This window comes from Aeromonas sp. 604443 (genome assembly GCF_049170315.1).
Lineage (GTDB): Bacteria > Pseudomonadota > Gammaproteobacteria > Enterobacterales > Aeromonadaceae > Aeromonas > Aeromonas veronii_A.
Genome location: NZ_JAAKMI010000011.1, coordinates 37,355 through 63,101 on the forward strand (window position 1 = coordinate 37,355; position 25,747 = coordinate 63,101).

16 protein-coding genes and 1 pseudogene are annotated in these 25,747 nt (G+C 54.2%); 9 read left to right on the top strand and 8 right to left on the bottom strand.

Annotated features, from left to right (window positions below):
- Positions 1–10: 10 nt before the first annotated feature.
- From rsmG to mioC, 3 genes are all read right to left on the bottom strand, one after another.
- Positions 11–637: a 16S rRNA (guanine(527)-N(7))-methyltransferase RsmG gene (rsmG, locus tag G5380_RS14890; protein WP_216952496.1), complete on the bottom strand. Its 627-nt coding sequence runs from the start codon at positions 635–637 to the stop codon at positions 11–13.
- A gap of 8 nt (positions 638–645) precedes the next feature.
- Complete coding sequence (gene mnmG / locus G5380_RS14895; protein WP_042656905.1) at positions 646–2,535, bottom strand: tRNA uridine-5-carboxymethylaminomethyl(34) synthesis enzyme MnmG; 1,890 nt, start codon at positions 2,533–2,535, stop codon at positions 646–648.
- Between the two features lie 508 nt (positions 2,536–3,043).
- The gene (mioC, locus tag G5380_RS14900; RefSeq protein ID WP_033138545.1) at positions 3,044–3,493 is read right to left on the bottom strand and encodes an FMN-binding protein MioC; all 450 of its coding nucleotides are present in this window, start codon (positions 3,491–3,493) and stop codon (positions 3,044–3,046) included.
- Between the two features lie 396 nt (positions 3,494–3,889).
- On the opposite strand from mioC, the gene G5380_RS14905 reads away from it, so the two are divergent.
- The 9 genes and pseudogenes from G5380_RS14905 (at position 3,890) to G5380_RS14945 (ending at position 16,051) form a co-directional block, all read left to right on the top strand.
- Complete coding sequence (locus tag G5380_RS14905) at positions 3,890–5,986, top strand: TonB-dependent siderophore receptor (protein WP_421352854.1); 2,097 nt, start codon at positions 3,890–3,892, stop codon at positions 5,984–5,986.
- Positions 5,987–6,065: 79 nt separating this feature from the next.
- Positions 6,066–7,712, top strand: coding sequence for a multidrug ABC transporter permease/ATP-binding protein (locus G5380_RS14910; protein ID WP_421352855.1), 1,647 nt, complete (start codon positions 6,066–6,068; stop codon positions 7,710–7,712).
- 46 nt (positions 7,713–7,758) lie between these two features.
- Positions 7,759–8,523 (top strand): ATP-binding cassette domain-containing protein, encoded by a 765-nt coding sequence (locus tag G5380_RS14915; RefSeq protein WP_421352856.1) that lies wholly within the window; start codon positions 7,759–7,761, stop codon positions 8,521–8,523.
- A 30-nt stretch (positions 8,524–8,553) separates the two neighbouring features.
- Complete coding sequence (locus G5380_RS14920) at positions 8,554–9,438, top strand: ABC transporter substrate-binding protein (RefSeq protein WP_421352876.1); 885 nt, start codon at positions 8,554–8,556, stop codon at positions 9,436–9,438.
- Entirely contained in the window at positions 9,435–11,417 is a 1,983-nt protein-coding gene (fhuB, locus tag G5380_RS14925; RefSeq protein ID WP_421352857.1) for a Fe(3+)-hydroxamate ABC transporter permease FhuB, read from the top strand. The genes G5380_RS14920 and fhuB overlap by 4 nt, the downstream gene beginning before the upstream one ends.
- Positions 11,418–11,441: 24 nt before the next feature.
- Positions 11,442–11,675 (top strand): annotated as a pseudogene (locus G5380_RS14930) (IS3 family transposase); the annotation flags it as partial.
- A gap of 189 nt (positions 11,676–11,864) precedes the next feature.
- Complete coding sequence (locus tag G5380_RS14935) at positions 11,865–13,739, top strand: HAD-IB family phosphatase (protein WP_227341692.1); 1,875 nt, start codon at positions 11,865–11,867, stop codon at positions 13,737–13,739.
- A 40-nt stretch (positions 13,740–13,779) separates the two neighbouring features.
- Positions 13,780–15,054, top strand: a complete 1,275-nt coding sequence (locus tag G5380_RS14940; RefSeq protein WP_421352858.1) for a hypothetical protein — start codon at positions 13,780–13,782, stop codon at positions 15,052–15,054.
- Positions 15,055–15,070: 16 nt separating this feature from the next.
- Positions 15,071–16,051 (top strand): hypothetical protein, encoded by a 981-nt coding sequence (locus G5380_RS14945; protein ID WP_216952506.1) that lies wholly within the window; start codon positions 15,071–15,073, stop codon positions 16,049–16,051.
- Here the strand turns inward: G5380_RS14945 and G5380_RS14950 are convergent.
- From G5380_RS14950 to G5380_RS14970, 5 genes are all read right to left on the bottom strand, one after another.
- Positions 16,004–16,195, bottom strand: a complete 192-nt coding sequence (locus tag G5380_RS14950; RefSeq protein WP_421352859.1) for a hypothetical protein — start codon at positions 16,193–16,195, stop codon at positions 16,004–16,006. The genes G5380_RS14945 and G5380_RS14950 overlap by 48 nt on opposite strands.
- A gap of 594 nt (positions 16,196–16,789) precedes the next feature.
- Positions 16,790–22,507, bottom strand: coding sequence for a DUF4011 domain-containing anti-phage protein Hhe (hhe, locus tag G5380_RS14955; protein WP_421352860.1), 5,718 nt, complete (start codon positions 22,505–22,507; stop codon positions 16,790–16,792).
- A 732-nt stretch (positions 22,508–23,239) separates the two neighbouring features.
- Positions 23,240–24,511: a replicative DNA helicase gene (locus tag G5380_RS14960; protein WP_194495375.1), complete on the bottom strand. Its 1,272-nt coding sequence runs from the start codon at positions 24,509–24,511 to the stop codon at positions 23,240–23,242.
- On the bottom strand, positions 24,511–25,293 hold the full coding sequence (locus G5380_RS14965; protein ID WP_421352861.1) for a Lin1244/Lin1753 domain-containing protein: 783 nt from the start codon (positions 25,291–25,293) through the stop codon (positions 24,511–24,513). Before G5380_RS14965 ends, G5380_RS14960 begins: the two co-directional genes overlap by 1 nt.
- Entirely contained in the window at positions 25,280–25,744 is a 465-nt protein-coding gene (locus G5380_RS14970; protein ID WP_421352862.1) for a hypothetical protein, read from the bottom strand. The genes G5380_RS14965 and G5380_RS14970 overlap by 14 nt, the downstream gene beginning before the upstream one ends.
- Positions 25,745–25,747 lie beyond the last annotated feature (3 nt).

Sequence of the window (25,747 nt, forward strand, 5' to 3'; positions counted from 1 at the left end):
AACTGCGACCCTATTCGGGCTGGATATGTTTGAATTCCAGCAGATGACGTTCGCCTTCCAGCTCCGGCACCCGCAGCTCATGACAGGCTACCAGACGGATATTGGCAGGCAACTGGGCCAGCTCCTCTGCGGGATATTGTCCCTTGAGCGCGAGGAAGCTGCCCTGTTCTGACGGCAGGTGGTGACACCAGCTCAGCATGTCCTCTAGCGAAGCGAACGCTCTGCTGAGTACACCATCAAACCCGACTTCGGGTTGATACTCTTCCACCCGGGATTTGATCGGCGTCACATTGGTCAACCCCAGCTCCAGAATGACCTGGCGGATGAAGTTGATCCGTTTGCCCAGACTGTCTAGCAGAACGAACTGCTTGTCCGGATTGATGATCGCCAGCGGCAATCCCGGCAGGCCGGGACCGGTCCCCACGTCGATGAAGCGCTCACCGTGCAAGTGGGGGCTTACCACCAGGCTATCGAGGATATGCTTGACCAGCATGGCGTCCGGATCTCGCACCGAGGTGAGATTGTAAGCCTTGTTCCACTTGTGCAGCAACTCGACCAACTGCACCAGTTGGCTCTTTTGGGTATCGGTGATAACAATTTCGGCCTGCTTGAGCAGGCCGTTCAATCTTTCCAACATGGGATTCCTCAGGCGGTTTTACGCAGCAGGCCGTGTTTTTTCAGGTGAACCAGCAGGATGGAGATGGCCGCCGGGGTGATGCCGGAGATGCGGGAAGCCTGACCAATGGTCTGCGGCTTGGCATCGTTCAGCTTGGCTTTCACCTCGTTGGAGAGGCCGTTCACCTCGCGATAGTCCAGATCCAGCGGCAGCAGGGTGTTCTCGTTGCGCAGCTGCTTTTCCACTTCATCGTGCTGACGCTCGATGTAACCGGCGTACTTGATCTGGATCTCAACCTGTTCGGCCGCAGCAGGATCGGTCACGGAAGGGCCGACACCCTCGATGGCCATCAGCGCATCATAGGTCACCTCGGGACGACGCAGCAGCTCTTCCAGACTCTGTTCGCGGGTCAGCGGGGTGTTGACCAGGGCGTTGACCGCTTCCAGTGACGGATGTTGCGGGTGGATCCAGGTTGAACGCATGCGCTGACGCTCCAGCTCGACCTGTTCCATCTTGGCGTTGAATTTGCCCCAGCGCTCGTCATCCACCAGACCCAGCTCGCGACCGATGGCGGTCAGACGGATATCGGCGTTGTCTTCCCGCAGCAGCAGGCGGTATTCGGCGCGGCTGGTGAACATGCGGTAAGGCTCGCGGGTCCCCAGGGTGGAGAGATCGTCCATCATCACGCCCATGTAGGCCTGATCCCGACGCGGGTTCCAGGGATCCTTGTCCTGGGCACGCAGCGCGGCGTTCAGACCGGCCATCAGGCCTTGTGCCGCCGCCTCTTCATAACCGGTCGTACCGTTGATCTGGCCAGCAAAGAACAAGTTTGGAATGCACTTGCTCTCCATGTTGGCCTTAAGATCCCGCGGATCGAAGAAATCATATTCGATGGCATAGCCGGGGCGGGTGATGTGGGCGTTCTCGAAGCCGCGCACAGAACGGACGATCTGCACCTGCACGTCAAACGGCAGGCTGGTAGAGATCCCGTTCGGATAGAGTTCGTGGGTGGTCAGGCCTTCCGGCTCGACGAAGATCTGGTGCGCCGTCTTGTCGGCGAAACGGGTGATCTTGTCTTCGATCGACGGGCAGTAGCGCGGGCCGATCCCCTCGATCACCCCGGCATACATGGGGCTGCGATCCAGGTTATTGCGGATCACCTCGTGGGTACGCTCGTTGGTGTGGGTGACGTAGCAGGGCACCTGACGGGGATGCTGGCTGGCATCGCCGATAAACGAGAAGACGGGGCGCGGATCGTCGCCGTGCTGGGCCTGCATCACAGAGAAATCGACGCTGCGAGCATCGATGCGCGGCGGGGTGCCAGTCTTGAGACGATCGATGCGCAGCGGCAGTTCACGCAGGCGCTGGGCCAGAGCGATCGAGGGAGGATCCCCGGCACGACCGCCCTTGTAGTTTTCCATCCCGATGTGGATCAAACCATTCAGGAAGGTACCGACCGTCAGCACCACAGTCTTGCCGCTGATGCGGATCCCGCTCTGGGTGACCACACCGGCAACACGATCCCCATCCATGATCAGATCGTCACAAGCCTGCTGGAAGATCTTCAGGTTCGGGTAGTTCTCCAGCATCTGGCGAACGACAGCCTTGTAGAGCAGGCGATCCGCCTGGGCACGAGTGGCTCGTACTGCCGGGCCCTTGGAGGAGTTGAGGGTGCGGAACTGGATCCCGCCAAGATCGATGGCACGCGCCATGATCCCGCCGAGTGCGTCAACTTCCCTGACCAGGTGTCCCTTGCCGATCCCGCCGATCGCCGGATTACAGGACATGTGTCCCAGCGTATCGATATTGTGGGTCAGCAACAGGGTGTTCATGCCCATACGGGCTGCCGCTGTTGCTGCTTCGGTTCCGGCATGACCGCCACCGACGACGATCACATCAAATTGTTCATGGTATTGCATTGGGATCACCTTGATCTGCACGCCTGAAGATCTTTATTTGCCTGGGCTAAAGGGCGGAACATTCTATCTGTTTCGCGTCCTGAGGGGAACGTCTACTTAACGTTCAGTATGAAGGGAGGATCCACTAATTAGATCTTAAGGATCTTTAGATCGATCTTTTACTGGATCTCTTATTAGGATCCGCCCTTTCTGTTGATAAGCACTTTTTGATCATAAAGATCATTAATTTAAGGACGATCCTAGCTTGTGGAAAAGCTTGGATCCTGGCCCGGTGAACGAGGGGATAACCAGGACTTTTATACACAGAGGTCTGTCGGTCTGGATCTAATACATGGATAACTATAGGTTTTGCAGAGCTTTACACCGTAGTTATGCACATTACCCCTGGGCGTTGTGGGTAACCTTGTAGAACAACTCCCCCGGATCAATCTGTTAATAACATGGTGGATAGTCGATCTGGGGATAAGTGGGGAGATCAAGCTTTTTTTCAGGATCTCCCGCACGCTGATCAGGCGATCATCGTCATCCAGTCGCGGATCCACACTTCTGCGGCATCTTCGGGGATCTCGTGTTGGGTCACATCAATGTCGAGCCGCTCGCCGATCCGGCTGGCACCGCACTCGGCCAGCAGCCGATCCAGCGTCTTGCCACCCTGGCAAAAGGTGTCATAACTGCTGTCACCAAGGGCGATCACGCCATATTTCAATGAATTAAGATCCGGATGCTGCTCGGCAAGATCCTTGGCGAAGGGTTGCAGGTTGTCGGGCACATCCCCGGCACCATGGGTGGAAGTGACCACCAGCAGGATGGATCCCGCATCATCCAGCACCTCTGCCAGCTTGGCCGGGTTGTGGATCCGGGTCTGGTGGCCAGCCTGTTCCAGCAGGTTGGCGACGTGGTCTGCGACATATTCGGCGGCGCCCAGCATGGAGCCGACGACGAGATTGAGTTTGGCCATGGAATGGATCCTGATTTCAGACAAAGAAACGGAAAGCCGGATTCTACCGCCAAAGGGTGTGGATAAATATGGATAAAGCTTGGGGATAATGTATCCAGTCAGATAATGCCACCGGATCCATCCTGCCGATCTTTTTTCTGCTTCTTGATATTCCTCTCCATTTTCTTCTCCGCTCATAGCTCTCCTGATGGCTCCCATCTCCCGCGAAATCCTGCCAACGATGCAGCTAGATAACAATGTAGATGCAAATGATTAGCAATTATTGAATCGATTCGATCACGGCTCCTGTAGTAGGATTGCGCTGCTTTATTCGCCCATGGAACAGGGTGATGTCGTGACAAACGACCACAAATAACAATTAAAACAACATAACTCATTGATAAACGAGACTTTAATATGATTGCGCAAAAATACACTACAGGACCCGGCAAGAAGGGCGCCTTCGGCGTGCTTTCGCTCTCCGGTTTGCTCGTCTCCCTGCCGCTGATGGCTGAACAAACCACCGCTGAGCTGCCCAAAGCCAGCGAAACCATGGTGGTGACAGGTACGGCCATGAAGGTGGAAGTGCCGATGGCCGAGACCCCTCGCGCCGTCTCCGTGGTTAATCGCGAGGAACTGGATCAGCACGCCGTGTTGCAGCTGGATGAAGCGATTCGCTACCGTTCCGGCGTATTGACCGGCCTCTATGGCTCAGACAACAACACCGACTGGTTCAAGGTGCGTGGCTTCGATGCCGCCTCTTATCTGGATGGCAACCGGTTGTTTGGCACCGGCTACTACGTCTGGACGCCGGAATCGTTCGGTCTGGAGAGTGTGGAAGTGCTGAAGGGGCCAGCCTCGATCCTTTACGGTGAGGCGCCTCCGGGCGGGGTGATCAATGCCATCAGCAAGCGGCCGACCGCCACGCCGCAAGGGCAGGTGGATCTGCAGCTTGGCAGCCGGGATCATCGTCAGGTCGGGGTGGACGTCTCTGACGCGCTCTCCGACGACAGCCGCTACCGCATGGTTGCTCTTTATAAAGAGCGTGATGGTGTGCTTACCGGTACTTACAACGATCGGGTTTATCTGGCGCCCAGCGTCACCTTCGATCTTTCGGATCGTACCAGCCTGACCCTGCTGGCCAGTTTCCTGCATGACGAAGGGGTCCCGACCAACGGCTTCTTCCCTGTCTATGGCACTCTGAATTCGTCAGGTGGCCAGATTGATCCCTCCACCAACCTGAGCCAGCCGGATTACGATCGCAACCGCAATACCCAGATCTCCACCGGTTATGAGTTGGCCCACCAGCTCAACCAGACCTGGGAGTTCAAGCAGAACGTCCGCTTCAACTACAACGATCTGCTGCTGCGCCAGACCTATATCTTCCCGACCTATGAAGGCACAACCGCCAGTCGTGGCCTGGTTTACCGCGATGGCAATACCAAGAGTGCCACCATGGACAACCAGATGGTGGGCTACTGGAACACCGACAGCACCGAGCAGACCTTGTTGCTGGGGGTTGATCTGCAGCGTCATGTCAATGAAGGGGTCGAGGCCGACAACTACGGTATGGGCACCATCAATACCATGAACCCGGATTACAGCGGCTTCCCTGGTTTTGATGAGTCGACCGCCACTCACCAGAAGAGCAGCAAGGGCCAGAGCGGTCTCTATGCCCAGCACCAGATCCGCTGGGACGATCGCTGGTTGCTGACTGCCGGTGGCCGTTTTGACTATGTGGAGACCCACAATACCAATACCAGCAAGGACGAGCGCCAGTACGATCACGAGCTATCCCTCTCGGGCAGCCTGATGTATCTGGCCGACAACGGCCTCTCTCCCTACTTTGCCTATGCCGAGTCGTTCGAGGTGCTGCCGGGGATCGATCCCAACACCAAGAGTTCCTACAAGCCGCTCAAGGGCAAGCTCTACGAGACCGGCGTGAAGTATGCGCCTGCCTTCCTCGACGGTTACATCAATATGGCGCTGTTCGATCTGGCCCAGACCAACTCGCTGGTCTCTACCGGTTCCGGCCAGCAGACCCAGGCGGGTGAAGTGACCTCTCAGGGGATTGAGCTGGAAGGGAGCGTGCAGGTGACAGATGCGCTGCGTCTGACCGCTGCTTATACCTACACAGATGCCAAAACCAACGACACCGGCAGTGGTGATCGCCGTGCCAGCCTGATCCCGCGCCACCAAGCCTCCTTCTGGGGCAACTACAAGGTGCAGCAAGGGGTGGCTTCGGGTCTGGAGCTGGGTACCGGTGTGCGTTATATCGGTTCCAGCGTGGGTATTGGCGCCGTGAATGCGGACTACACCCCCATCTACGGCTCTGCCGAGGTGCCAGCCCATACCGTGTGGGATGCGATGATCGGGTATGACTTTGCCAAGAACTGGCGTGCCCAGCTCAACGTCAACAACCTGCTGGGTGAAACCTACGTGGCCAGTTGTGACTACTACTGCTACTACGGCGAGCCGCGCAGCGTAGTGGGCAGCATCAACTACCGCTGGTAATCGAAGTCGGGCGGGAACCGGATTCCCGCCCTTCTTTTCACCCGCAGTTGTTCTGATCTCTCTGGAATACCGGTCCGTTATGGAACTCTTGTCTCTGGTTTATCGCCAATATCGTTGGCCTTTTATCGCCATCACCCTGCTCAGCCTGCTCAGTGCCGTCAGCGGGATTGGCGTCATTGCTTTTATCAATCAGTCTCTTATCGAATCTATAGGTGATCCGCTGCCGATCCTCGGTCAGCTGGTCGGCCTGATTGTGCTGCTGCTGGTGATCACGCTCGGATCTCAGCTGGCCCTGACCACTCTCGGTCACCATTTTGTCTACCGGTTGCGCGGCCGTCTGCTCAAGCAACTGCTGGATACCGATGTCGCCCGCATCCGCCAGATTGGTCAGGGGCCGCTGCTGGCCTCCCTCTCCAGCGATATCGGCCAGATCACCATTGCCTTCGTGCGCCTGCCTGAGCTGGTGCAGGGGCTGGTACTCACGCTGGGCTCTGCCCTTTACCTTGGCTGGCTCTCTCCGGCCCTGCTCGGGGTGACCGCGCTCTGGGTCACCGTCACCATGGTGGTGGGCTGGTTGCTGGTGAACCGTGTTTATCGCCATCTCTCCCACATGCGTCAGGCCGAAGATCGGCTCTATCAGAACTATCAGGCCATCATCGCCGGCAGCAAGGAGCTGGCGCTCAACCGCGAGCGGGCTCACTTCGTTTACCACCAGCTCTATGAACAAAATGCCCGTGACTACCGCCAGCAGATCATCCGCGCCGACACCTATCACCTGAGCGCGGTGAACTGGTCGAATATCATGATGCTGGGGGCCATCGGTCTGGTCTTCTTTCTGGCCAACGGCCTTGGCTGGGCCAACACCAATGTGGCCGCCACCTTCGCCCTGACCCTGCTGTTCCTGCGTACCCCGCTGTTGCAGGGGATTGGCGCCCTGCCGACCCTGCTTGCCGCTCAGGTGGCGTTCGACAAGATTGCTGCCCTCAATCTGGCCGAGCCGGATGCGGACTTCCCGCTGCCGCCCGCCATCCGCCCCTGGCAGCGTATCGAGCTGGAGCAGGTGAGCTTTCACTATCAGGGGGAGGGCGGTTTTGCCGTTGGCCCCATCGATCTGGTCATCGAAAAGGGGGAGCAGATCTTCATTATCGGCGGCAACGGATCCGGCAAGTCGACGCTGGCCATGCTGCTGACCGGGCTCTATCAGCCGGTATCGGGCCGGATCCTGCTGGATGGTGAGCCGATCACCGATCGCAACGGCTATCTGGCGCTCTTCTCCGCCATCTTCACCGACTATCACCTGTTCCAGCACCTGCTGGGGCCGGAACCCAAGGATGAGCTGGTGGCCGAGTGGCTGGAGCGGTTGCAGATGGGCAGCAAGCTCACCATCGAGGATGGCTTTATCGCCGATATCGAACTCTCTCAGGGGCAGCGCAAGCGGGTCGCCCTGCTGCTGGCGCTGGCCGAGCAGCGCGAGGTGATGCTGTTTGACGAGTGGGCCGCGGATCAGGATCCCCAGTTCCGCCGCATCTTCTATCAGGTGCTGTTGCCGCGCCTCAAGGAGATGGGCAAGACGGTGATTGCCATCAGTCACGACGATCACTACTTCCCGCAGGCCGATCGCCTGCTGGAGATGCGTCAGGGCCAGCTCACTGAACTGACCGGGGCGCGCCGCGCCGCAGTGAGCCGCGATGCGATCGCCTATCTGGATTGCGAGGTGCCGGCTTGATGCCGGCACCGATGAGACTGGCGGCAAGCCAGCACAGGAATTGCTTATGTTCGAGATGAAATCAGCCAGCTTCACGGTCAATGACCGCGCGCTGCTGCACCCCACCGACCTGCGTTTCGAGCAGGGACAGGTCTATGGCCTCATCGGCCACAATGGTTCGGGTAAATCGACCCTGCTCAAGCTGCTGGCTCGCCAGCAACCCCTCAGCGACGGCGAGATCCTGTTCGATGGCAAGCCGCTGCCCGACTGGGGCAACCGGGAGTTTGCCCGTCAGGTGGCCTATCTGCCCCAGCATCTGCCGAGCGCCGAGAATCTGCTCGGGCGGGAGCTGGTGGAGATGGGCCGCTACCCTTGGCGTGGCCTGCTGGGCCAGATGGGGGCGGAGGATCACCGTCAGGTCGAGCGTGCCATCGCTCTGACTCATACCGAACGTTTTGCCGATCGGCTGGTGGATACCCTCTCCGGCGGCGAGCGGGGCAGGGTCTGGCTGGCGATGCTGCTGGCCCAGGAGAGCCGCTTCATCCTGCTGGACGAGCCGCTGGCCGCGCTGGACGTGGCCCATCAGGTGGAGGTGCTGACGCTCGTCAAGCAGTTGAGCCGTCAGCTAAACCTCGGGGTCATCATCGTCATTCACGACATCAATATGGCCTCCCGCTTCTGCGATCGGCTGGTGGCACTCCACTCCGGCCGCCTGCTCACCCACGGCGAACCTGAGGGGATCATGACCAGCGAGACTCTGCACGCCATCTATGGCATTCCGATGGAGGTCATTCGCCACCCGGCCTATGACCACGCCATCGCCATCGTCTGACCGGGGGCATCCTTGAACCTTTTATTGAAGATGGCCCCTTGTCTCGTCAGCCTGCTGCTGCCACTAGCGGCGCAGGCCGACAAATCCCCGATCGCCTCTGCGCCGCTACCCCGTATCGCCACCGTCGACTGGACCATAGCCGAGACCCTGCTGGCACTCGGGGTGACGCCGCTGGCGGTGGGGGATGCAGGCCCCTATCAGGCATGGGTCGGCGAGCCACGGCTACCCGCCGGAGTGGTAGATATCGGCCTGCGCACCCAGCCCAACCGTGAGCTGCTGGCGGAGCTCAAACCCGATCGCATCCTCATCTCGCCGCTGGCGGCCCCGCTGGCGCCAACTCTTTCCCGCATTGCACCGGTGAGCACCATCGTCCTCTATGATGGGCAAACCGATCTGTGGCAGAGACTGCACGAGGTGACCCTGACCCTCGCCCGTATAGTGGGCAAAACCGCCGAGGGCGAACGGCTGCTGGCCGGGCTGGATCGGGATCTCGCCAGTATGCAGGCCAGATTGCCTGCGGATTTGCCACCCCTGCTGGTGGTGCAGTTTATCGATGAGCGCCATGTGCGGGTGTTTGGTCGCCACAGCCTGTTCGATGCGGTGATGACGCGCCTCGGGCTGCGTAATGGCTGGCAGGAGCAGACCAATGACTGGGGTTTCTCGGTGGTCAGCATCGAGCAGTTCATGACCTTGCCAACCGCGCGGCTGGTGGTGGTCGATCCCATTCCGGTCGGGGTGAGTGAACGGCTGCAGGAGCCTGGGCTGTGGCAGCATCTGCCGCTGGTACGCCAAGCCCCCGTGCTGCATCTGCCTGCGGTCTGGAGTTTTGGCGGCGTATTGGCCGCCCGCCGTTTCGCCGGTCTGCTCAGCGATGCATTGCTGCAAGATGCCGAGCGTATGGAGGCTAGCCGATGAAGCGACTGCTCACATCGCCGCTGCTGCGGCCGGTCTCGAGCCTGCTGGGGTTGATCCTCTTGCTCGCGTATTGGGAGCTGGCTCGCCAGCTGCCCGGTGCGCTCTGGTGGCAGAGCCTGTTCGCCCCCAATCTGGATGATGTCAGCCAAGCGGTGGTGCATTTCAGCTGGCTACCCCGCTTGGCTGTCACCCTGTTGGCCGGGGCGGCTCTCGGGCTGGCTGGTACCCTGATGCAGCAGGTGCTGCGCAACCCGCTCGCGTCACCCACCACTCTTGGGGTGGCCTCCGGTGCCCAACTGGCGTTGATGATGGTGACCCTGTTTGCCCCCTCCTGGTTGCTGTTGGGGCGGGAGTGGATCGCCATGGCCGGTGGCAGCCTCGCGATGGCACTGGTGTTTGCCCTGGCCTGGCGTCGCCAGCTCAATCCGGTGGTCATCGTCTTTGCCGGGCTGGTGATCAACCTCTATCTGGCGGCCATCAGCATGGGGCTCTTGCTGTTCTTTCAGGAGGAGCTGAAAGGCTTGCTGGTGTGGGGCAGTGGCTCGCTAGTGCAGAACAGCTGGAGCGGGGTGAGTTACCTGTTGCCCCGCCTGCTGGCAGCCGCTGCGCTGGCCGCTGTGCTGGTACGCCCGCTGGCGGTGCTGGAGCTGGATGATGCCAGCGCCCGTAGTCTGGGGGTCTCCCTGCAGCATCTGCGTTTTGCAGGACTCGGGCTGGCGGTATTTGTCACCGCTTGCGTGGTGAGCGTGGTCGGGCTGATCGGCTTTATCGGGCTGGCCGCCCCCGCCATGGTGCGGCTGCTCGGGATCCGTCAGCTTGGCCAACGGCTATTGTGGGCACCGATCCTCGGCGCCCTGCTGCTGGCGGCGACCGATCTGCTGCTGCAGAGTCTGAGCCGCTTCTGGCCAGTCTTGATCCCCACTGGCGCCATGACAGCCATGCTGGGCGCGCCGCTGCTGCTCTGGCTGATCCCGCGCCTTGGCATCAAGTCGGGTACGCCAAAGGCAAACGCCGGCCTGCTGGTGGCCCGCCATCCGGCACCGGCTCGCCTTATCGGCCTGTTGCTGGTCGGGCTGTTGCTGGCCATGGTCGCCTCCCTGCTGTTGGGTCAGGGAATGACGGGCTGGAGCTGGCCGAGCTGGCTCCGCTGGCAGGCTCAACTGGAGTGGCGGTTGCCGCGCACTCTGGCGGCGGGGGCGGCTGGCGTGCTGCTGGCGCTGGCGGGCACCCTGTTGCAGCGGGTCAGCAACAACCCTATGGCGAGCCCGGAGCTGCTGGGGGTGAGCGGTGGCACCTTTATGGGGGTGATTGCCACGGCGCTGCTGCTGCCCGCGTTGCCTTTGCCGCTGATGCTGGCCGGTGGCCTGCTCGGTGCCTTCGGCTGCCTGTTGCTGCTGGTGGTGGTCAATCGCAAGCACGGCTTCCAGCCGGAGCGGATCCTGCTCTCCGGCATCGCCATCACGGCACTGTTTGAGCCGCTGCAGGCCATTGCGCTGGCCAACGGTGACCTGCGGGTGCAGCAACTGCTCTCCTGGATGTCCGGCTCCACCTACTACGTCACCCTGCCGGTAGCCTATGGGTTGGTGGGGCTGGCGCTGTTAATGCTGGCCGTCTGCCTGCTGGTGAGCCGCTGGCTCGATCTGCTGCCGATGGGGAGTGCTGTAGCGACCGCGCTTGGCATTCGCCTCAACCGTGCCCAGCTCGCCATCCTGCTGCTGGTGGCCGTGCTCACCGCCAGTGCCACCCTGGTGGTCGGGCCGCTCTCATTCGTCGGTCTTCTGGCGCCACATATGGCCAAGCTGATGGGGCTGGTGCGGGCACGCTGGCACCTGCTTGGGGCCGCCGCTTCCGGCGCCCTGTTGATGGTATCGGCGGACTGGGTCGGCCAGCAGATCCTCTTCCCGCAGGAGGTGCCGGTCGGGCTGGTCTCCACCCTATTAGGGGGCGCTTACTTCATGTGGTGCCTGCGCCGCCTTTAGGTTTGTGGATTGGCTATCGTGTAGTCGGATCAGGGTTGCCAATATGGCAGTAACGATAGGCAGTGTTTTTTGGGGCCAATAACTTGGCCCCCAATATGAGCCGACGTGGCAACTGTTGGGATCATGCTGTCTCTGAATCGTTCTTCAGTTCGCTGAAAAAAAGATCGCATCATAAAAAGGATCAACAAAACCCACGATCTGGCCCGCGCCGAAATCTTCGATTGCATTGAAGCGTTCTACTACAGAGTGCGACGCTAGAGCCACCTTGGATGCGCGTCACACCAGAGGTCTTCGAATAAGTCTCGTCGTGAGAACAGAATATGTCTACCATCGTGGGCTAAGTCCATCTGATCTGGGTATGATCCTGCGCCAGATTGTCTCGACTTCACTTGCTTATTGTCTTATAAATACAAACGTTTAGATATTGCCAACCTAGCGAGGCAAAGGATGAAATTTATTTTCGATCTCGACGGAACTCTTAGCTGCTGTGAAACATTGCCTATCATAGCTAAAAGTTTCAATGTCACTACGCAAATAGAAGAGTTAACTGCCCAGACTATTAATGGTCAGATCCCATTCATGGAAAGTTTCATCAAGCGGGTTGACATACTTGGTCACCTAGATGTGGCTCAAGTTGCTCGCATCGTAGCGGATATTCCCCTTAACCAGTCTCTGCTCGATTTTATCAATAGTAACCGTGATGACTGTATTATTGCCACTGGAAATTATAATGGCTGGATCGCAGAATTAGCCAAAAAAATAGAGTGCGTAATTCGTTCATCAGAAGGGGAAGTTGATGCCAATGGCAAGGTTCGATTAACCAAAATACTAAAGAAAGAAGATATTGTTAAAGAGTATCAAGCGCAAGGTGAGCAAGTCGTTTTCATCGGTGATGGAAATAATGATGCTGAGGCCATGAGGATCGCTGATGTTTCTATTGCTTGCGGCTTGATTCACCAACCGGCAAATACGGTCATGCAAGTTGCAGATTATGCAGTATATGATTCTGTTGCTATGCTCAGGTTACTGCAACAGATAAAATCACCTCAAAATGGAAGGTCAGTGGTAATTAGTGCTGCGGGGGTTGGTTCGCGCCTTGGGCTGGGACAAACAAAGTCGCTTATTAAGCTACAAGGGGTGCCACTTATTCATCTACAGCTAGAACAATTCCGGCATGTAAGTGATCTTAGAATAGTTGTTGGTTTTCAGGCTAGCAGTCTTATTGATGAAGTATGCTCGATCAGAAAAGATATTATTTTTGTTTTCAATCACGATTATTTTCACTCTAAAACTGGCGCTAGTCTCTATCTTGGTGGTAAACATGCTAATGAAATGATTATTGCTTGGGATGGGGATCTATTAGTTCACCCAGATGATATTGCTCAGTGCATTGAAGCAGAGCAAGAATTTATTGGGGTGAGTCAAAAAGTGAGCGAAGACGCAGTTTTTGTGAAGCTTAATGAACAAGAACAAGTTGTTTCATTTTCCAGAGATGATGGTGATTACGAGTGGTCTGGACCTGCTGCCATCCGCAGGGAAAATATAAGATTTACCTCGGGCCATCTTTACAATCTTTTAGAACCATTATTGCCAATGTCTGCGAAGATAATACGAGCGCAAGATATTGACACTTATGAAGACTATAAGAAAGCTGTTGATTTTGTGGACTCGTGGAGTAGTGGTAATCATAAAATAAATAGTTATTATGAAAAACTAGCCAGCAAAATAAAATCACCAATAGAGACTAGAAATAAAGCCCCCGATTTTTCTATTTTTGATATTGAGTTAGTCAAACGTTTCTCAGATAAAAGTAAAACCCTGCTTGATCTTGGTGCTGGTACTGGGCTGCTTGTTAATCACCTTACAGAAGATTTCTCTAAAATAGTCGCTGTAGAAAAATATTCTAACTTTAGCGATTTTATAAAAAGAACGGACAACCTGAAAGTTATTAATGAAGATCTCAATATATTTGATGTGGCAGAGAAATTTGATCTTGTTACCATTTTTGGTGTGATGAATTTCTTCAATAGAACAGAGGCGGAACGGATTTATCAGAAGGCTCGCTCATGGATACGACCTGCTGGTACTTTGATAGTCAAGCATCAGATGGGGTGTACTGAAGATGTCATTGTTGATGGTTACTCCAAAGAGCTAGGAACAGATTACTACTCTGAATATAGATGGCTACAGCATGAGATAGATCTTATACGTCAAGCCGGTTTCAGCATTAAGGAAGTTGTTGATATTTATCCAAAAGAGTACAACCGATGGGATAACACCCATTTCTATGCCCTTGTCTGTATACCTGAAGAGAGCAGTTAGGCAAAACTGTACTGAATAATAATTATTGGATGACGATACCATGAGTCGATTTACGCGTTTTCTCCAATCATTCCTGAGGCGTTCAGGAAAGTGCGATGCTGATCTCATTTTTTCAGAACAGCTGGTTAATCTGAGTCAGGGGATTGAGCAAGGTAACCAGCAACTGTCAGAGGGGCAGCTAACTCTGCGTGATGATATCTCCAGACTTCAGGCTATAACAGAACTTCTGCGCGAGAAAGTCAGTTCATTACCGGTGATGTCATCAGCCAATGTCCACGATGTGATAGTTACAGCGGCTGAGCTTGAAGATGTTTTTGTTGGTATTTCTAAAAATATCAAGAGTTGGCAGCAGTGCAATATAGTTTTTGTATGTCCAGTGCTACATGATGGTGTCTCGTTACTGTTGCAAGATCAGGAAGTTATTTATGTTCGCAATGTTGACGATTTTGTATTGCATTTGAAAGATCGTCATGTAACAAGTATTGGTATCGCATCACCTTGGCTGATGCAGGATTTTATTGGTGAGCGACATATCCTAAATCTACTTCTGAGGGCTTGTCAAAGTCATATTTTATATATCGATAATTGCCATTTTGTGGTACATAGCAAGAACACTAGAAAATGTCTTCATAAGGTTGGTTTCTATGAGATAGCACAGCTTTCGGAAAATCAAAAATGTGATTTTGTCTCTATTGGATGTTTGCCTGATGGTTCTTATTCTGTATTTGGTTCTGCACCGGCGATTTATACTGAGTCGCCCAGCTGTGTAACACTTAGGGCGGCTAGACTCCCAATTTGCAATACCGAAAATTTCTATTGGGAGAATTTGATGATAACACCATTTGATTCGACCAAGATTGGTTTTATGGCGCCAGCTGATGGTTTTTCTCTGGCCATTGCTCAGGCAAAAACTGCTGTAGATGATGTGATTAGTATAAAGGCTAAATTTTCGTGGTTGGGGGCTGGGAGTGGACATGCTTCTCTGGTCGCTTGCTATTCAGGCCCGCAAGATAGTCATATGTATGCCTGTATGCTTCAGGCATCCACGGCAGATATGCCTGTTATCACATTATGGGTTAATGATGGTAGTTGGAGGATAATAAGTGAGCCTAAATTTATACCATGTGAAGAGGTGAATGTTACCGCTGGGCAGTACTCTACTATTATTGCACTCTCTGTCATGTCTACCAAGGTAATGGTTGAGGTTGGCAGCACTCTCATTATTGATGTCATTGACACCAAGTTGACGCGTACACCGCGAGTGGGGATAAGAGCAAGCGATAATCAGTTTGCTGTTTCTCAAATTACCACATAATAAAAGGCCAGACCTCATGAAAATTGTTACCTCAGGCGTAGATTCTGAGTATGTGTTGGCTGATTTATGCAAATACCTTAGGGCGGTTGGTTATGATGTCACAGAGTTGGATTTTGGCCAACTCACAGCGCAGGATGAAGATTTACTTGCCCCCTTTATTGGTGAGGATGTTGTCTACATTACATCAGCACATACTAATTTAACTAGAGATGTTGCAAAGTTTTTGGCGCCAAAATTTAATGAACACTACCCAAATTATTTATCGCCATTAGAAATAATTCAAAAATTAAAACCTAAGAAATCCATATATATTCCACATGATCTTCTTACTCCTTTTGGAGATAAAAATCTCAATGAACTAAGGTTTTTGGATCTTTTTGACTACATACTTACGCCTTTTTCATCCTCTGCACTCCAGGCGACCTTGGGTCGTCATACGAAAGTCATAGAAAGTGGATGGATAAAGCATACAAAAAGTGCTCGTCCTAGCCAGCCAGCCCAAAAAAATAAACCGAGGATTGTACTGTTCATCAGTATGTTTGAACACTTGCGTCTGAGATTTGGTGATTCAGGAATAGTCGATTACTTTGCTCCGCTTATAACGGAAAATGTCAGAGTCAAGTTACCTGCTTGGCGGGACGTGGCGCAGGTAGAGAAATTATTCAATAATCGTTTTCCCGATTGCATCATTCCCGCTGAGGAGTGCTCGATCCGAGCGATTCAGGAGGCTGATGTTGTGTTGTGCAACGGTGCTTCCTCCATACATGCCGAGTCCATTCTAATGGGGCGGCCCACAGTCTGCCTGTTGGATGATGAGGGCTTGCCCTCCGATGAGCAGCGCAGCAAGCTGGGACATCTCCAGGCCATTCTGTTTCATGACTATCGACAACGAGCACCATTGGCAGATGAGTTTGTCGAGCAGGCGATGAAATATCACAGCAACTTCCCGTCAGCCCACTTTGATTATGGTGTAGTGGAAAACATCATCAGCAAGTGATGCTGTGGTCATTGTGATGGCGCAGTTGCGTTTGTGCTTGCGGATGCCTGTGGCTGGATCAAGGTAGGAGCCGACGTAGTAGGTTAAGCGCAGAGCGCGCTTGCCTTCGGCGTCCGGTGCGCAGAATTCGATGCTGATCTTCATGAGTGTCCCCCGAAAGTACCCCGAGAGGTTACTTCGGGGTAAATTCTCACGAAACAAGATCAGGCAAGAATAGCCAGTAAAAAACAAAATCCAATATTTACAATATCTTATGTTCTCACTGGCTGCTTTTTATTGCTGATTTTTCACCACCGATGCAGAAGCTAAAAAATACACCTAAATATCTGTAAATAATGGGCTTTCAGTTTTGCTATTTATCCCCATGGGAACAAATATGGGAACACTTGTTGAAAGCTTCCCCGCTCAACACCACACCTCACACAAACTCTCGGCCTTTGTCTGCCAGCAGTTTGTTTCCACCTGTGAGGTTGTCAGCCGTGCAGCATGGAGCGAAGTACATCCAGCTTCTCCTCTAGTACCGTGAGGGGCTTTCGGGCGGCCACGACCACAGCTATTGATGGACTCCTTGATGGCGCTCTTGAGCTCGTTTGCGATACTGATGTAATCGACCACCAGTCCACCCAGTTTGTCCTTGAATGCACCCGATTGATCCTGGCAATAGCCTGCATCAGGTTGCGCCACTTCATAGGCTTTTAAACCACAGGGGTTACCTCACCCACATACTTATGATCCTCTTTACACTATGGTGTCTACTTTCGTCGAATATTCATTCGAGCCATCAATCAGTGCCAGTATCTGATCGAGGAAACGCTTGGCCTCCATTGGCTCAGTAGCATCACGCAGATATTTCGGGATCCTTTCGACGAACTCCGAGCGTGAAAGTGGCTGATGCTCCAAAAGCGCCTCTAACATCGCAGGGCGTAGCAATCGGCGATCCTCATCAACCAATGGAAACTCTATGGCGATCACATCCTTGGAAAAACGCTGAAGCGATGTTTTCAGATCCATTTCAGCCATTGGGGCTTGAGCAGTTACTGGCTTGGGGTCAATCACTGCGTGGACAGGAGTAGTGACCCGGTTTCCAGCTTCAGTGACGTTGTCCCTGCTTTTCAATTCGTGGAGCTCACGAATAATGGGAGCCAACACTTCATCCGGATTACTGAACCAATCGGTTGACCAGATACGGCGGATATTCCAACCGAGCCGCTCCAACACTTCTTGACGAAGACGATCCCGATCACGCGCAGATTTAGCCGAATGATAAGAGGCTCCATCACATTCGATACCCATCAAGTAACGACCTGGCCTGCCTGGATCGATCACCGCAATATCCACAAAGAAGCCCGCCACACCGACCTGAGGCTCGCATTCAAATCCAGCTGCGTTCACCGCCTCTATGACCGCTACTTCGAAATCACTGTCAGGCGCTTTCCCGGTATGCTTGGTTTGCCCATCAAGCGCACCCTTTTCCGCGAAATGGAGGAAACCTTTAAGCGCCAATACCCCGCGCTTGCTGGTCTCGCTTGTCATCACATCATCTGAGCGCATCGAGCTGAAGATCTCCATCCGCTTTTTAGAACGAGTGAACAGTACGTTGAGGCGGCGCCAGCCCACATCGGAGTTTATGGGGCCAAAGCGCTGGTAAACCTTGCCGCCTATCTCGGCAGGGCCGTAGGTAAAGGAGATGAAAATGACATCACGCTCATCCCCTTGCACATTCTCAAGGTTCTTAATAAACAGGGGGTCAGGCATGGAAAGAAGATGCTCAATTGCCTTATCTGCTTGCGCATCAGTTCGCCTCAACTCATCGAGCGCTCGTTCAATCTGGTCACGTTGCTTCGAGCTCATTGCAACAATACCAAGTGACTCTTTTGGATTAATTTGCGCCTGCCTGACGACAGCCTCAGCCACAACCCGAGCCTCCTCGATGTTGTGCTGGTTAATAAATTTACCTTGGGGAACATAGCTGAACTTGATACCAAACTCGGGAGAGTCGGCATGGGGAGAAGGGAATATGACTAAGTCGTTGTTATAGAAATGGCGGTTGGAATAGGCAATCAAACTCTCGTGTTGAGAGCGATAGTGCCAACGCAACCGGCGCATCGGGAACAGCGGTAATGCCGCATCCAAGATGCTGCCGATCTGGTTAACGGCTGCCACATCATCATCATCGTCGTCATCGTCATTGGAGCGATCAAAGAAGCTAGACGGAGGAAGCTGTTTCGGATCACCGACAACGATCAATTGTTTCCCTCTGGCAATAACCCCCAACGCATCTTCAGGTTTGACCTGAGAGGCTTCATCCATGACTACGAGATCAAAATCCAGCTTTCCTGGCTCAAGATAATGAGCCGCAGACATAGGGCCCATCATGAAGCATGGCTTCAGCGACTGTAAGGCATGACCCGCGCGATTAACCAACTGCCGGATCGGAATATGCCGCATTCTTTTACCCAGTTCATTCTGGATCAGAGCAAGCTCGGTATATTCACTCTTGCGGCCACCGGCATAGCCATTAGGCACATGTCGTGCAGCAATTTTTGCCGCGATGCGTTGACGCTGTAACTGCATCAACTTCTTGTCATATTCACGGAACGTTTTCTGCAACGCATTGCGTTCATTGCCCGATACATGGATCAAGTCGGGATGGGACGCAACAACCTCTCGCGAGAGTTGATCGTAAATCGCCAGTTGCATACCGTCTTCAAGTTGTGAAATGAGAAGGCGCCCTTGCAAAACGGCCTCCCAAATCCGATGCAATCCCTGCGCTTGCATCTGTTCACGATTGCGGGTGAAGTTGAGCCAGCCATTCAGCCAACGTGGTTGGGCAATAGCCTTCTGGTTTCGGTGTAATACCTGCTCCAGTGAACCGTCAGTCGATTTGAACCAGAGTTCTATGTCAAGCTGCGTCTCCTGAATAAAGCTTCCGGCACTCTGCTGTTGCTGCTGCCAGCTTTTGACCAGCGCTTGGCCGTCCTGACGCAATGACTCATACGTCGTAACGTCAGGCAATTGACGAATACGCGCCGCCAGCTGAGGGGTATACAACCGTTCAAGCAGGGTTCGGGCCATGGCTACTGTCGCATTAATGGATGCCAAGGCTGACTGGTTATCCTTGTCCAGTCCTGCTTCCAGAGAAACTTGGCCAGCGAAAATGGATAACTTTGGCGCGCCACGTTCGAACTCATCCTGCAGACCATCGAGTCGGCGCAAGGTTACAGAGAGTTGCATCATCTGCCCGAGCGTGATTTCATCATGAACAAACCAGGCTTGTAACTGCACCAGAATGGCTTTCAGGGCGCAGCTGATTTGAGCAAGTAATCCATCTTTACCCAGCCAGTTCGATGCTGAATTAGAGCCAAAAAGGGTTGGCATCATTTGCTGTTGGCTGAGCACAGCGTCGATATTCTCCCAAAGCCTGCGACTCAAGGAGCTCTTCTCCAGTTGCTGGATCCCCTTGATGGTCATGCTATCGAGCACAAGCACTGCCGAGCCAATGGCGACTCTGGGGCCGAATCCGACGCCATAGGTTTCTCTCACCTGTCGATACCAGGCCCGTAGTTGTGTGAGTTGATCAACCTCGGTATCGATACCGGCAAAAGCCGCGCCTACCCGCTTATCAAAGCCGCTCTGCTCAAAGGCTTGTCTGCGCTCGGCAAATTTGACCAATTGAGAACCCCATCGTTTGAGTTCGACAAATTTGGCATCCGGTTTGACAGCTAGGGATAACAGCAATTTTCTGGCTTCACGCCACTCCCTCTTGAACCAGGAGAAAATATTGCCCGAGTTAATAATACTGACAGCCTTCGCAAGTACCTCTTGGGAGGGCAGGCGATCCAATTGATAGATTGCCACCAGATTGTCACGCAGTGGCCGTAGCTCCTCGATTTGTTGAGTCAGCGCGAGTAAGGTTCCATCGATGTCATCATCGTCAAAACAGCCATCACGCCACTTGATCAACTCGGCAGGCAAGCTGGAGACGAGGTGAAGCAGTGCAGCGGTAAACGAGAAACCTGATTGATCAGCCGTCATGTTGTTGGCAATAACGCTTGGCAACGCCATCTTCAAGTCCACAAGCTGGGTATCGAGTTCATCCAGCTCAGATGAGAGCTTGTGTAACTGCTCGAGCCCCCGAACAAGGTCGCGCAGCGAGCAGGAATCGTGGGCCCCCAGTTTCGCTATTTCCCCAGCAGGCAGTCCCAGATGCTTGCCTGCGGCCAGCTCACCCAGCTTCTCCGGATAGATTGTCTCTTTCAGCTCGGCATAACAGGCCTGAATTGACTCAAAGGTAGCAAGATGCTCTTCTATTCCCTTGATGCAGGCCTCGGTTGCCAGTGCGGGCAATGCAACAAAATGCTCCTGGCCGGACAAGCACACCAACTGGGATAGATCATCGGCCAGCCGTTTCCCTCCCTTCAAGTCTGCTGGTAAGTCTGCCATCGACCACCGCTCGCTAAAACGCAGATAATGCTCGTGGTAGTTTTGTAGCCCCGCTTGCCATTGCTTCAGCGCCTCCACGATCCTTGGACTGTCAAATAGCTGGATCCCTGTATTGCACACACCGCTCCAAGGGTGATCGTAGATCTCGCTGCTTTCCCCTACCTGTTCGCGCACTTCTTCATAGATCTGGGCGAAAGCGACTATTTGATCATGGAGCCGGAACTGGGCTGCCTTATCTAGGTTCTTGCCGGAAAGACCGTCGATATGCAGCATCGTGGGATCGATCGCCACCTTGTCACGATAACGGGTCGCGCCACTCAAGATTTGATGAATGCTCTTACCGGTCGCCTCCCAGTGCTGATTGATCAGCACTGCATAGCGGTTGAGTTTCTCTTTAAGCTCTTCATAGCGAACGATCCTAGCTTCGATCTCCTCTTGGGAGGGCATCTTGGTTTGATGCACCATCCTGGCCTGTAGCTCTTCAAGCACCTTGCGTTTGTGGGTTTTATGACTGTGCAGCTCAAGGCAGAAATCCCCGAGACCCGCCTTGCTCAGGCGGTGCTTGACCACCTCAAGGGCGGCCATTTTCTCGGCAACGAACAGCACTTTCTTGCCATTGAGCAGGGCGGCGGCAATCAAGTTGGTAATGGTCTGGGATTTGCCACTGCCAGGCGGACCTTCGATCACCAGATGCTGACCCTTCATCGCATCTATCAAGGCACTGTGCTGCGAGCTGTCGGCATCGTCGATTAGCGGGATCTGGTTATGAATATCCGGGTAGTAGTCGATGGAGTATTCCCCGCCCCGGCTCTCACCGCCCCCGTGTGACTCTGCGCTCTGCTGGGTAGTGAAAAAACGCGTGACCACCTCATGAAAAACAAGATTTCGCTTATCCTGCGGCCAACGATCCGGATCAAGATCGAGAAACATCATCATCTTGCTGAAGTTGAGCAGGCTCAGAGCGGCATAACGTTTGACGGACCACTTCGGTTTAGCGCGTTCAATGATGCCAGTCACCTTGGCAAAATAGGCCTCCGGGGTTTGTTCCTCCTCATATACGGGCAGCGCGATCCCAAAATCGGCGTATAGCTTTTCCTTGAGTGACAGGTTGGGAAGAATGTCCTCACCTGAGTAACAAAGATGGAACTTATACAGCCCATCCAAGGGATCGAGTTTGCCCCGCTCCAGCATCACTGGAATGGTGAATAGTGGCGCCAATCTTGCCTTATCTGAATCGTCGCTCTCAAACCACTCTAGGAACCCTAACGCAAGATAAAGAATGCTGGCACCGCTCTCTTCAATCGCTGTTTGCGCCTTGTTATGAATGGCCCTTAACCGGGCCTCCAGCTCGTTGGGATACAACATGACCTGGATCTGGTGATCGCTATGGGCGGGGTTGCTCACACTGAAGGTCAGTGCTTCCCCCTTTTTTACATGCAGCTCGAATTCTCCCAGATCGCTAAAACCGGCTCGAAGGCTAGCGTCAGTCAGGGCTCGGACGGTAAGGTTGTGCTCGGCGTAGTGAGCACGAATGCCGGTCAGCTTGCCATTTTGGGCTACGGCAAACTGCGTGATGACATCGGCAGCGAATAGCAGCAGCGCCTTGTCATCCTCTGATGGCCCCTTGGCACCCTCGGTAGATGGCAAGTCGTAATCTGTCCGGATACCTAGTACCTGGGCCCACTCGGTGGCTTTGGGATGAGGCTTGATCTGCTGATCCTTGCCATCTTCGTCAACGGACAGATAGCCTTGCGCCAGCAACTGCTCGCGCGTCGGTTCGGGCACTGGCGCAAACTGCATATTCTTTTCAGCGCAGATGGTTTCAAAGAGCTGATCGGGCAGCTCATCCACAATGCGCAGAGAGGACCCTTTTTGGGTTATGGGGAAATTGAGCAAGCGGTTACGAGATGTCAGATCCAGTAGTTTCTTGCGCATCGCCTCCAGCGAGGACAGCACAAAGGGGTCTACCTTATCCATTAACTTATTGAGCGTTTGCGGATTAGATCCTGACATCGAATTTACCAACCTTTTTTGACTAAATATTTTTAACTGCAAAATGTGGCATCTGCTGCATTGTTACACCACTTGACGCTGGTGCTGTCATGGGGCTCTGTTGCCGCACTCGCTGTGTTGCTGTCAGCCTACCTGCGGTGCAATAACGTGAGAGCAAGCCATAAGTCATCAGACTGACGGAAAGGTGGATGTCGGGCCTTGCTAGGTGCAGCAGATAAGGGGGCACGTTAGCAAGAGACGATGCCACAAAGGTGGCATACCGATGGGAAATGCCGAGTTCGCCCGTTACCTATCAGTCAGTTATCTGGCAGGCAGTTTATACAAATGGCCCCCACTGCACTATGCGCGATGTCACAGCAGAGAGGGGGGGGACGGGATGAATCCGAATGGTGTTGGTTGTCGGTGGTATCACCAAATGATGCACAGCTATTGGTGGAATGGCTGCGAGCGAGCACACACCGCATTGACGATGTGATTAAATAATGGCAATCGCGCGCCCGCGCGCGTTACTGGTCGCATAAGTCATTTATGTTATGGATGGGGCTAAATCGAAAATCTGGTTCTATATAGATTTTATATTGCGTGTTTGTATCTAAATTTAGAGTGTGGTGCTGATTTTGTTTCTTTGTATGGATAAATCGTCTGACGCATCAAGCGTGAGCCAGAAGGTGAACAGGCCTCGATAAATGAGGAATAAAAGACAAAACCCGCTGGTGGGCGGGTCTTGGTCAGTTAGTAGAAACGCATATTGCGCCCCTCGAACATCAGTGGCACACCGCCCGTTCGACCATCTCTCACTTTGTCGAATACGGCTCTTACCTCTGTGTCATCCGGCTCGCGGTGAATGCCCAGGATAACAGCGGCATCTTTCTCCGCTTGGCTCGAATCTGCAATGTCTCCCTTTTTCGGGATCTTGTTTTCGCGCTCATCAACGGCCCTCGTTGCCTGGGCGAGGCTCACGATCGGCAAGCCAAGCTCCTTGGCAAGCTGACGCAGGCGACCGGAGACGGTGGCTACTCGCTTGCGGTCATCGCCCAGACTGTCGGGATGGTCAATGTCTTGGAGATAGTCCACGTAAAGGGCCTCGATCCCGTTTTGACGCTTCCACTTGCGGGCAATCGCTTCAATGTCACCGATCGAAATACGCGGCGCATGGAGTACTTGCAGGCGATCCCCAATCTTGGTCATCCACCCATGCCCTTTGGCGCTGTGCTTGGCCGCATCCATGTCGTTCAGTTTGCCAGCCTTGATCAATGCCACGGTCACGCCGCTAGTCAGCGCTGCAAGGCGAGTACCCACGTCTGCCCCCGGCATTTCAGCAGAGATAAGTCCAATCCTGCGTCCGTTATCAAGGTTGGCGGCGGTCATGCTCAGCAGCAGTGCTGTTTTCCCCACACCAGGGCGGGCGACAATCACGGTCAGGTAGCCAGCGGGACAGCAAGTGACGGCATCCAGAGACGGGATCCCGAACGGCATTCCCATCAGTTCACCACGAGCGGCGCGGTCCTCGGCTTCTTGGGCAAGCTCGGACAGCTGGGGCCCGTTGCTTTCGTACTCGTTGCCGTCATCATCGACGGCAACCAGGTCGGAAACCAATGCGGATACATCCAGATCGCCTTGGGCAGCCTTTGCGGTGGCGGCCAGCAGCAGATTATGCACCTTGCGACGGGCTGCCTTGGTCTTGATTGATTCGGCGTAAAGGTGTGCGTTTGCCGTGCTTACCCCCACCTTGATCAGCTCGATCAAGTAGGCAGACCCACCGACGCGATCAAGGTCTCCCCGTTCTTTAAGGGCCTCCGTCAAGGTGCCAAGATCAAGCGTATAGCCATCACGGCAAACAGCTTGGCAGGCATCAAAGATGATGCGGTGAACGTTACTCTCGAAGTGGTTGCGGCGCATACCGTGGGCGTCGAAGATTTCCGGCTGGTTGCGGCTAATCACGCTTCCAATAAAGTATTGCTCGGCGTCAAAGCTGCTCAGCTTATTGTCGTTGGTGTGCGTCATTAGTTGTACCCCTCGAACATCTTGATCGGGGTATCTGCAGCGTGATGGCGGTGCTGGGGGTTGCGACCCGGTTCTTTGTCGGCCCGGCGGATCCAGTTCCTCCAGGTAGCTTGCCAGTCGAGCTTAAAGGCCTCCTTTCCTGGCTTGGCGATCCAAAAGTCAGCAAACGTCAGGGCTTCGCGGGCAATGTCGCTTTTCGCCAGGTGTTTGGCCTCATGTACCGCCCAATGAATCCAATCATCGGGAACGGCGAAGCCTTCGGGAAGGCGAGTGCCCTTGGGGGTTATCTTAGCTTTGTCATTACTGAAGAGGGCAGCCTCCTGCTTAGCAGGAGGCAAATCACTAGACGTATTCTCTTCTTTTTTCTTCTTATATTGCATGACCCCATCATGACTCAAACATGATGAGGTCATGACCCCATCATGTCCCCTTGCGCGAAGTTCCCCGATTACTGTTCTCATAGCCGGGTTGCTGGTCATGGATTGGTCCAAGCGACGGGCCAATTTCATGCAAGTAATTGCCCCCTCACGTTCTTCAAGCAAACCCAGCTTGATGAAGTAACGGAGAATTTCCTCCACCCTGGCCGGTGTGCTGCCGGTATTACGAGCAACAATCCTGACGTCGTGTTCAAGCTGGAATGTCAGGCTACCGAACTCGACCTTGCCCGCGATCAGCTCAAGGCAGTACCAATAGAGACCATAGCCCTCAAGGCCATAGTCCAGCAGTACATTTTGGATCTTGGCGTCTTGATTGGCGTCAGTGTCGTGTTTAAACCACTTCATTGCCGCCCCCCTTTTTGAACCACGCCCGCATCAAGGCGAACCCGCGCTTGTAGACTTCTTTGCGATCATAATCCTCCAAGGTCTGGTTGATCTGGACCAAATCGGGGAGCTCGATATTGACACTACAAGCAACCCGGCGGGCGGGGCTGCAATGGGATGTGCCACGCTCACTCTCGACGGGATCACCAGCGGGAAGGTTGAGAAAGGGGGCGCTGGTAACACCCGCCACGATCTCCACAAGCGGCAGGGGGTAAGTGTTCAGTTTCACGCCAGCCTCGTGCCATTTCGGCGCAGCAGCTATGGCTGCGGAAATGATCAAGTTATACAGCTCCACCCCACTCATGCCTGACAGGTTGAAGGTGATTTTGGGCGAAGTGGTGTCCTGATCTTTTTCGCTCTGGGCATCAACGTATTGCAGCGCCTCGCGGTAGTTGCCGATTTTGGTCATCATCAG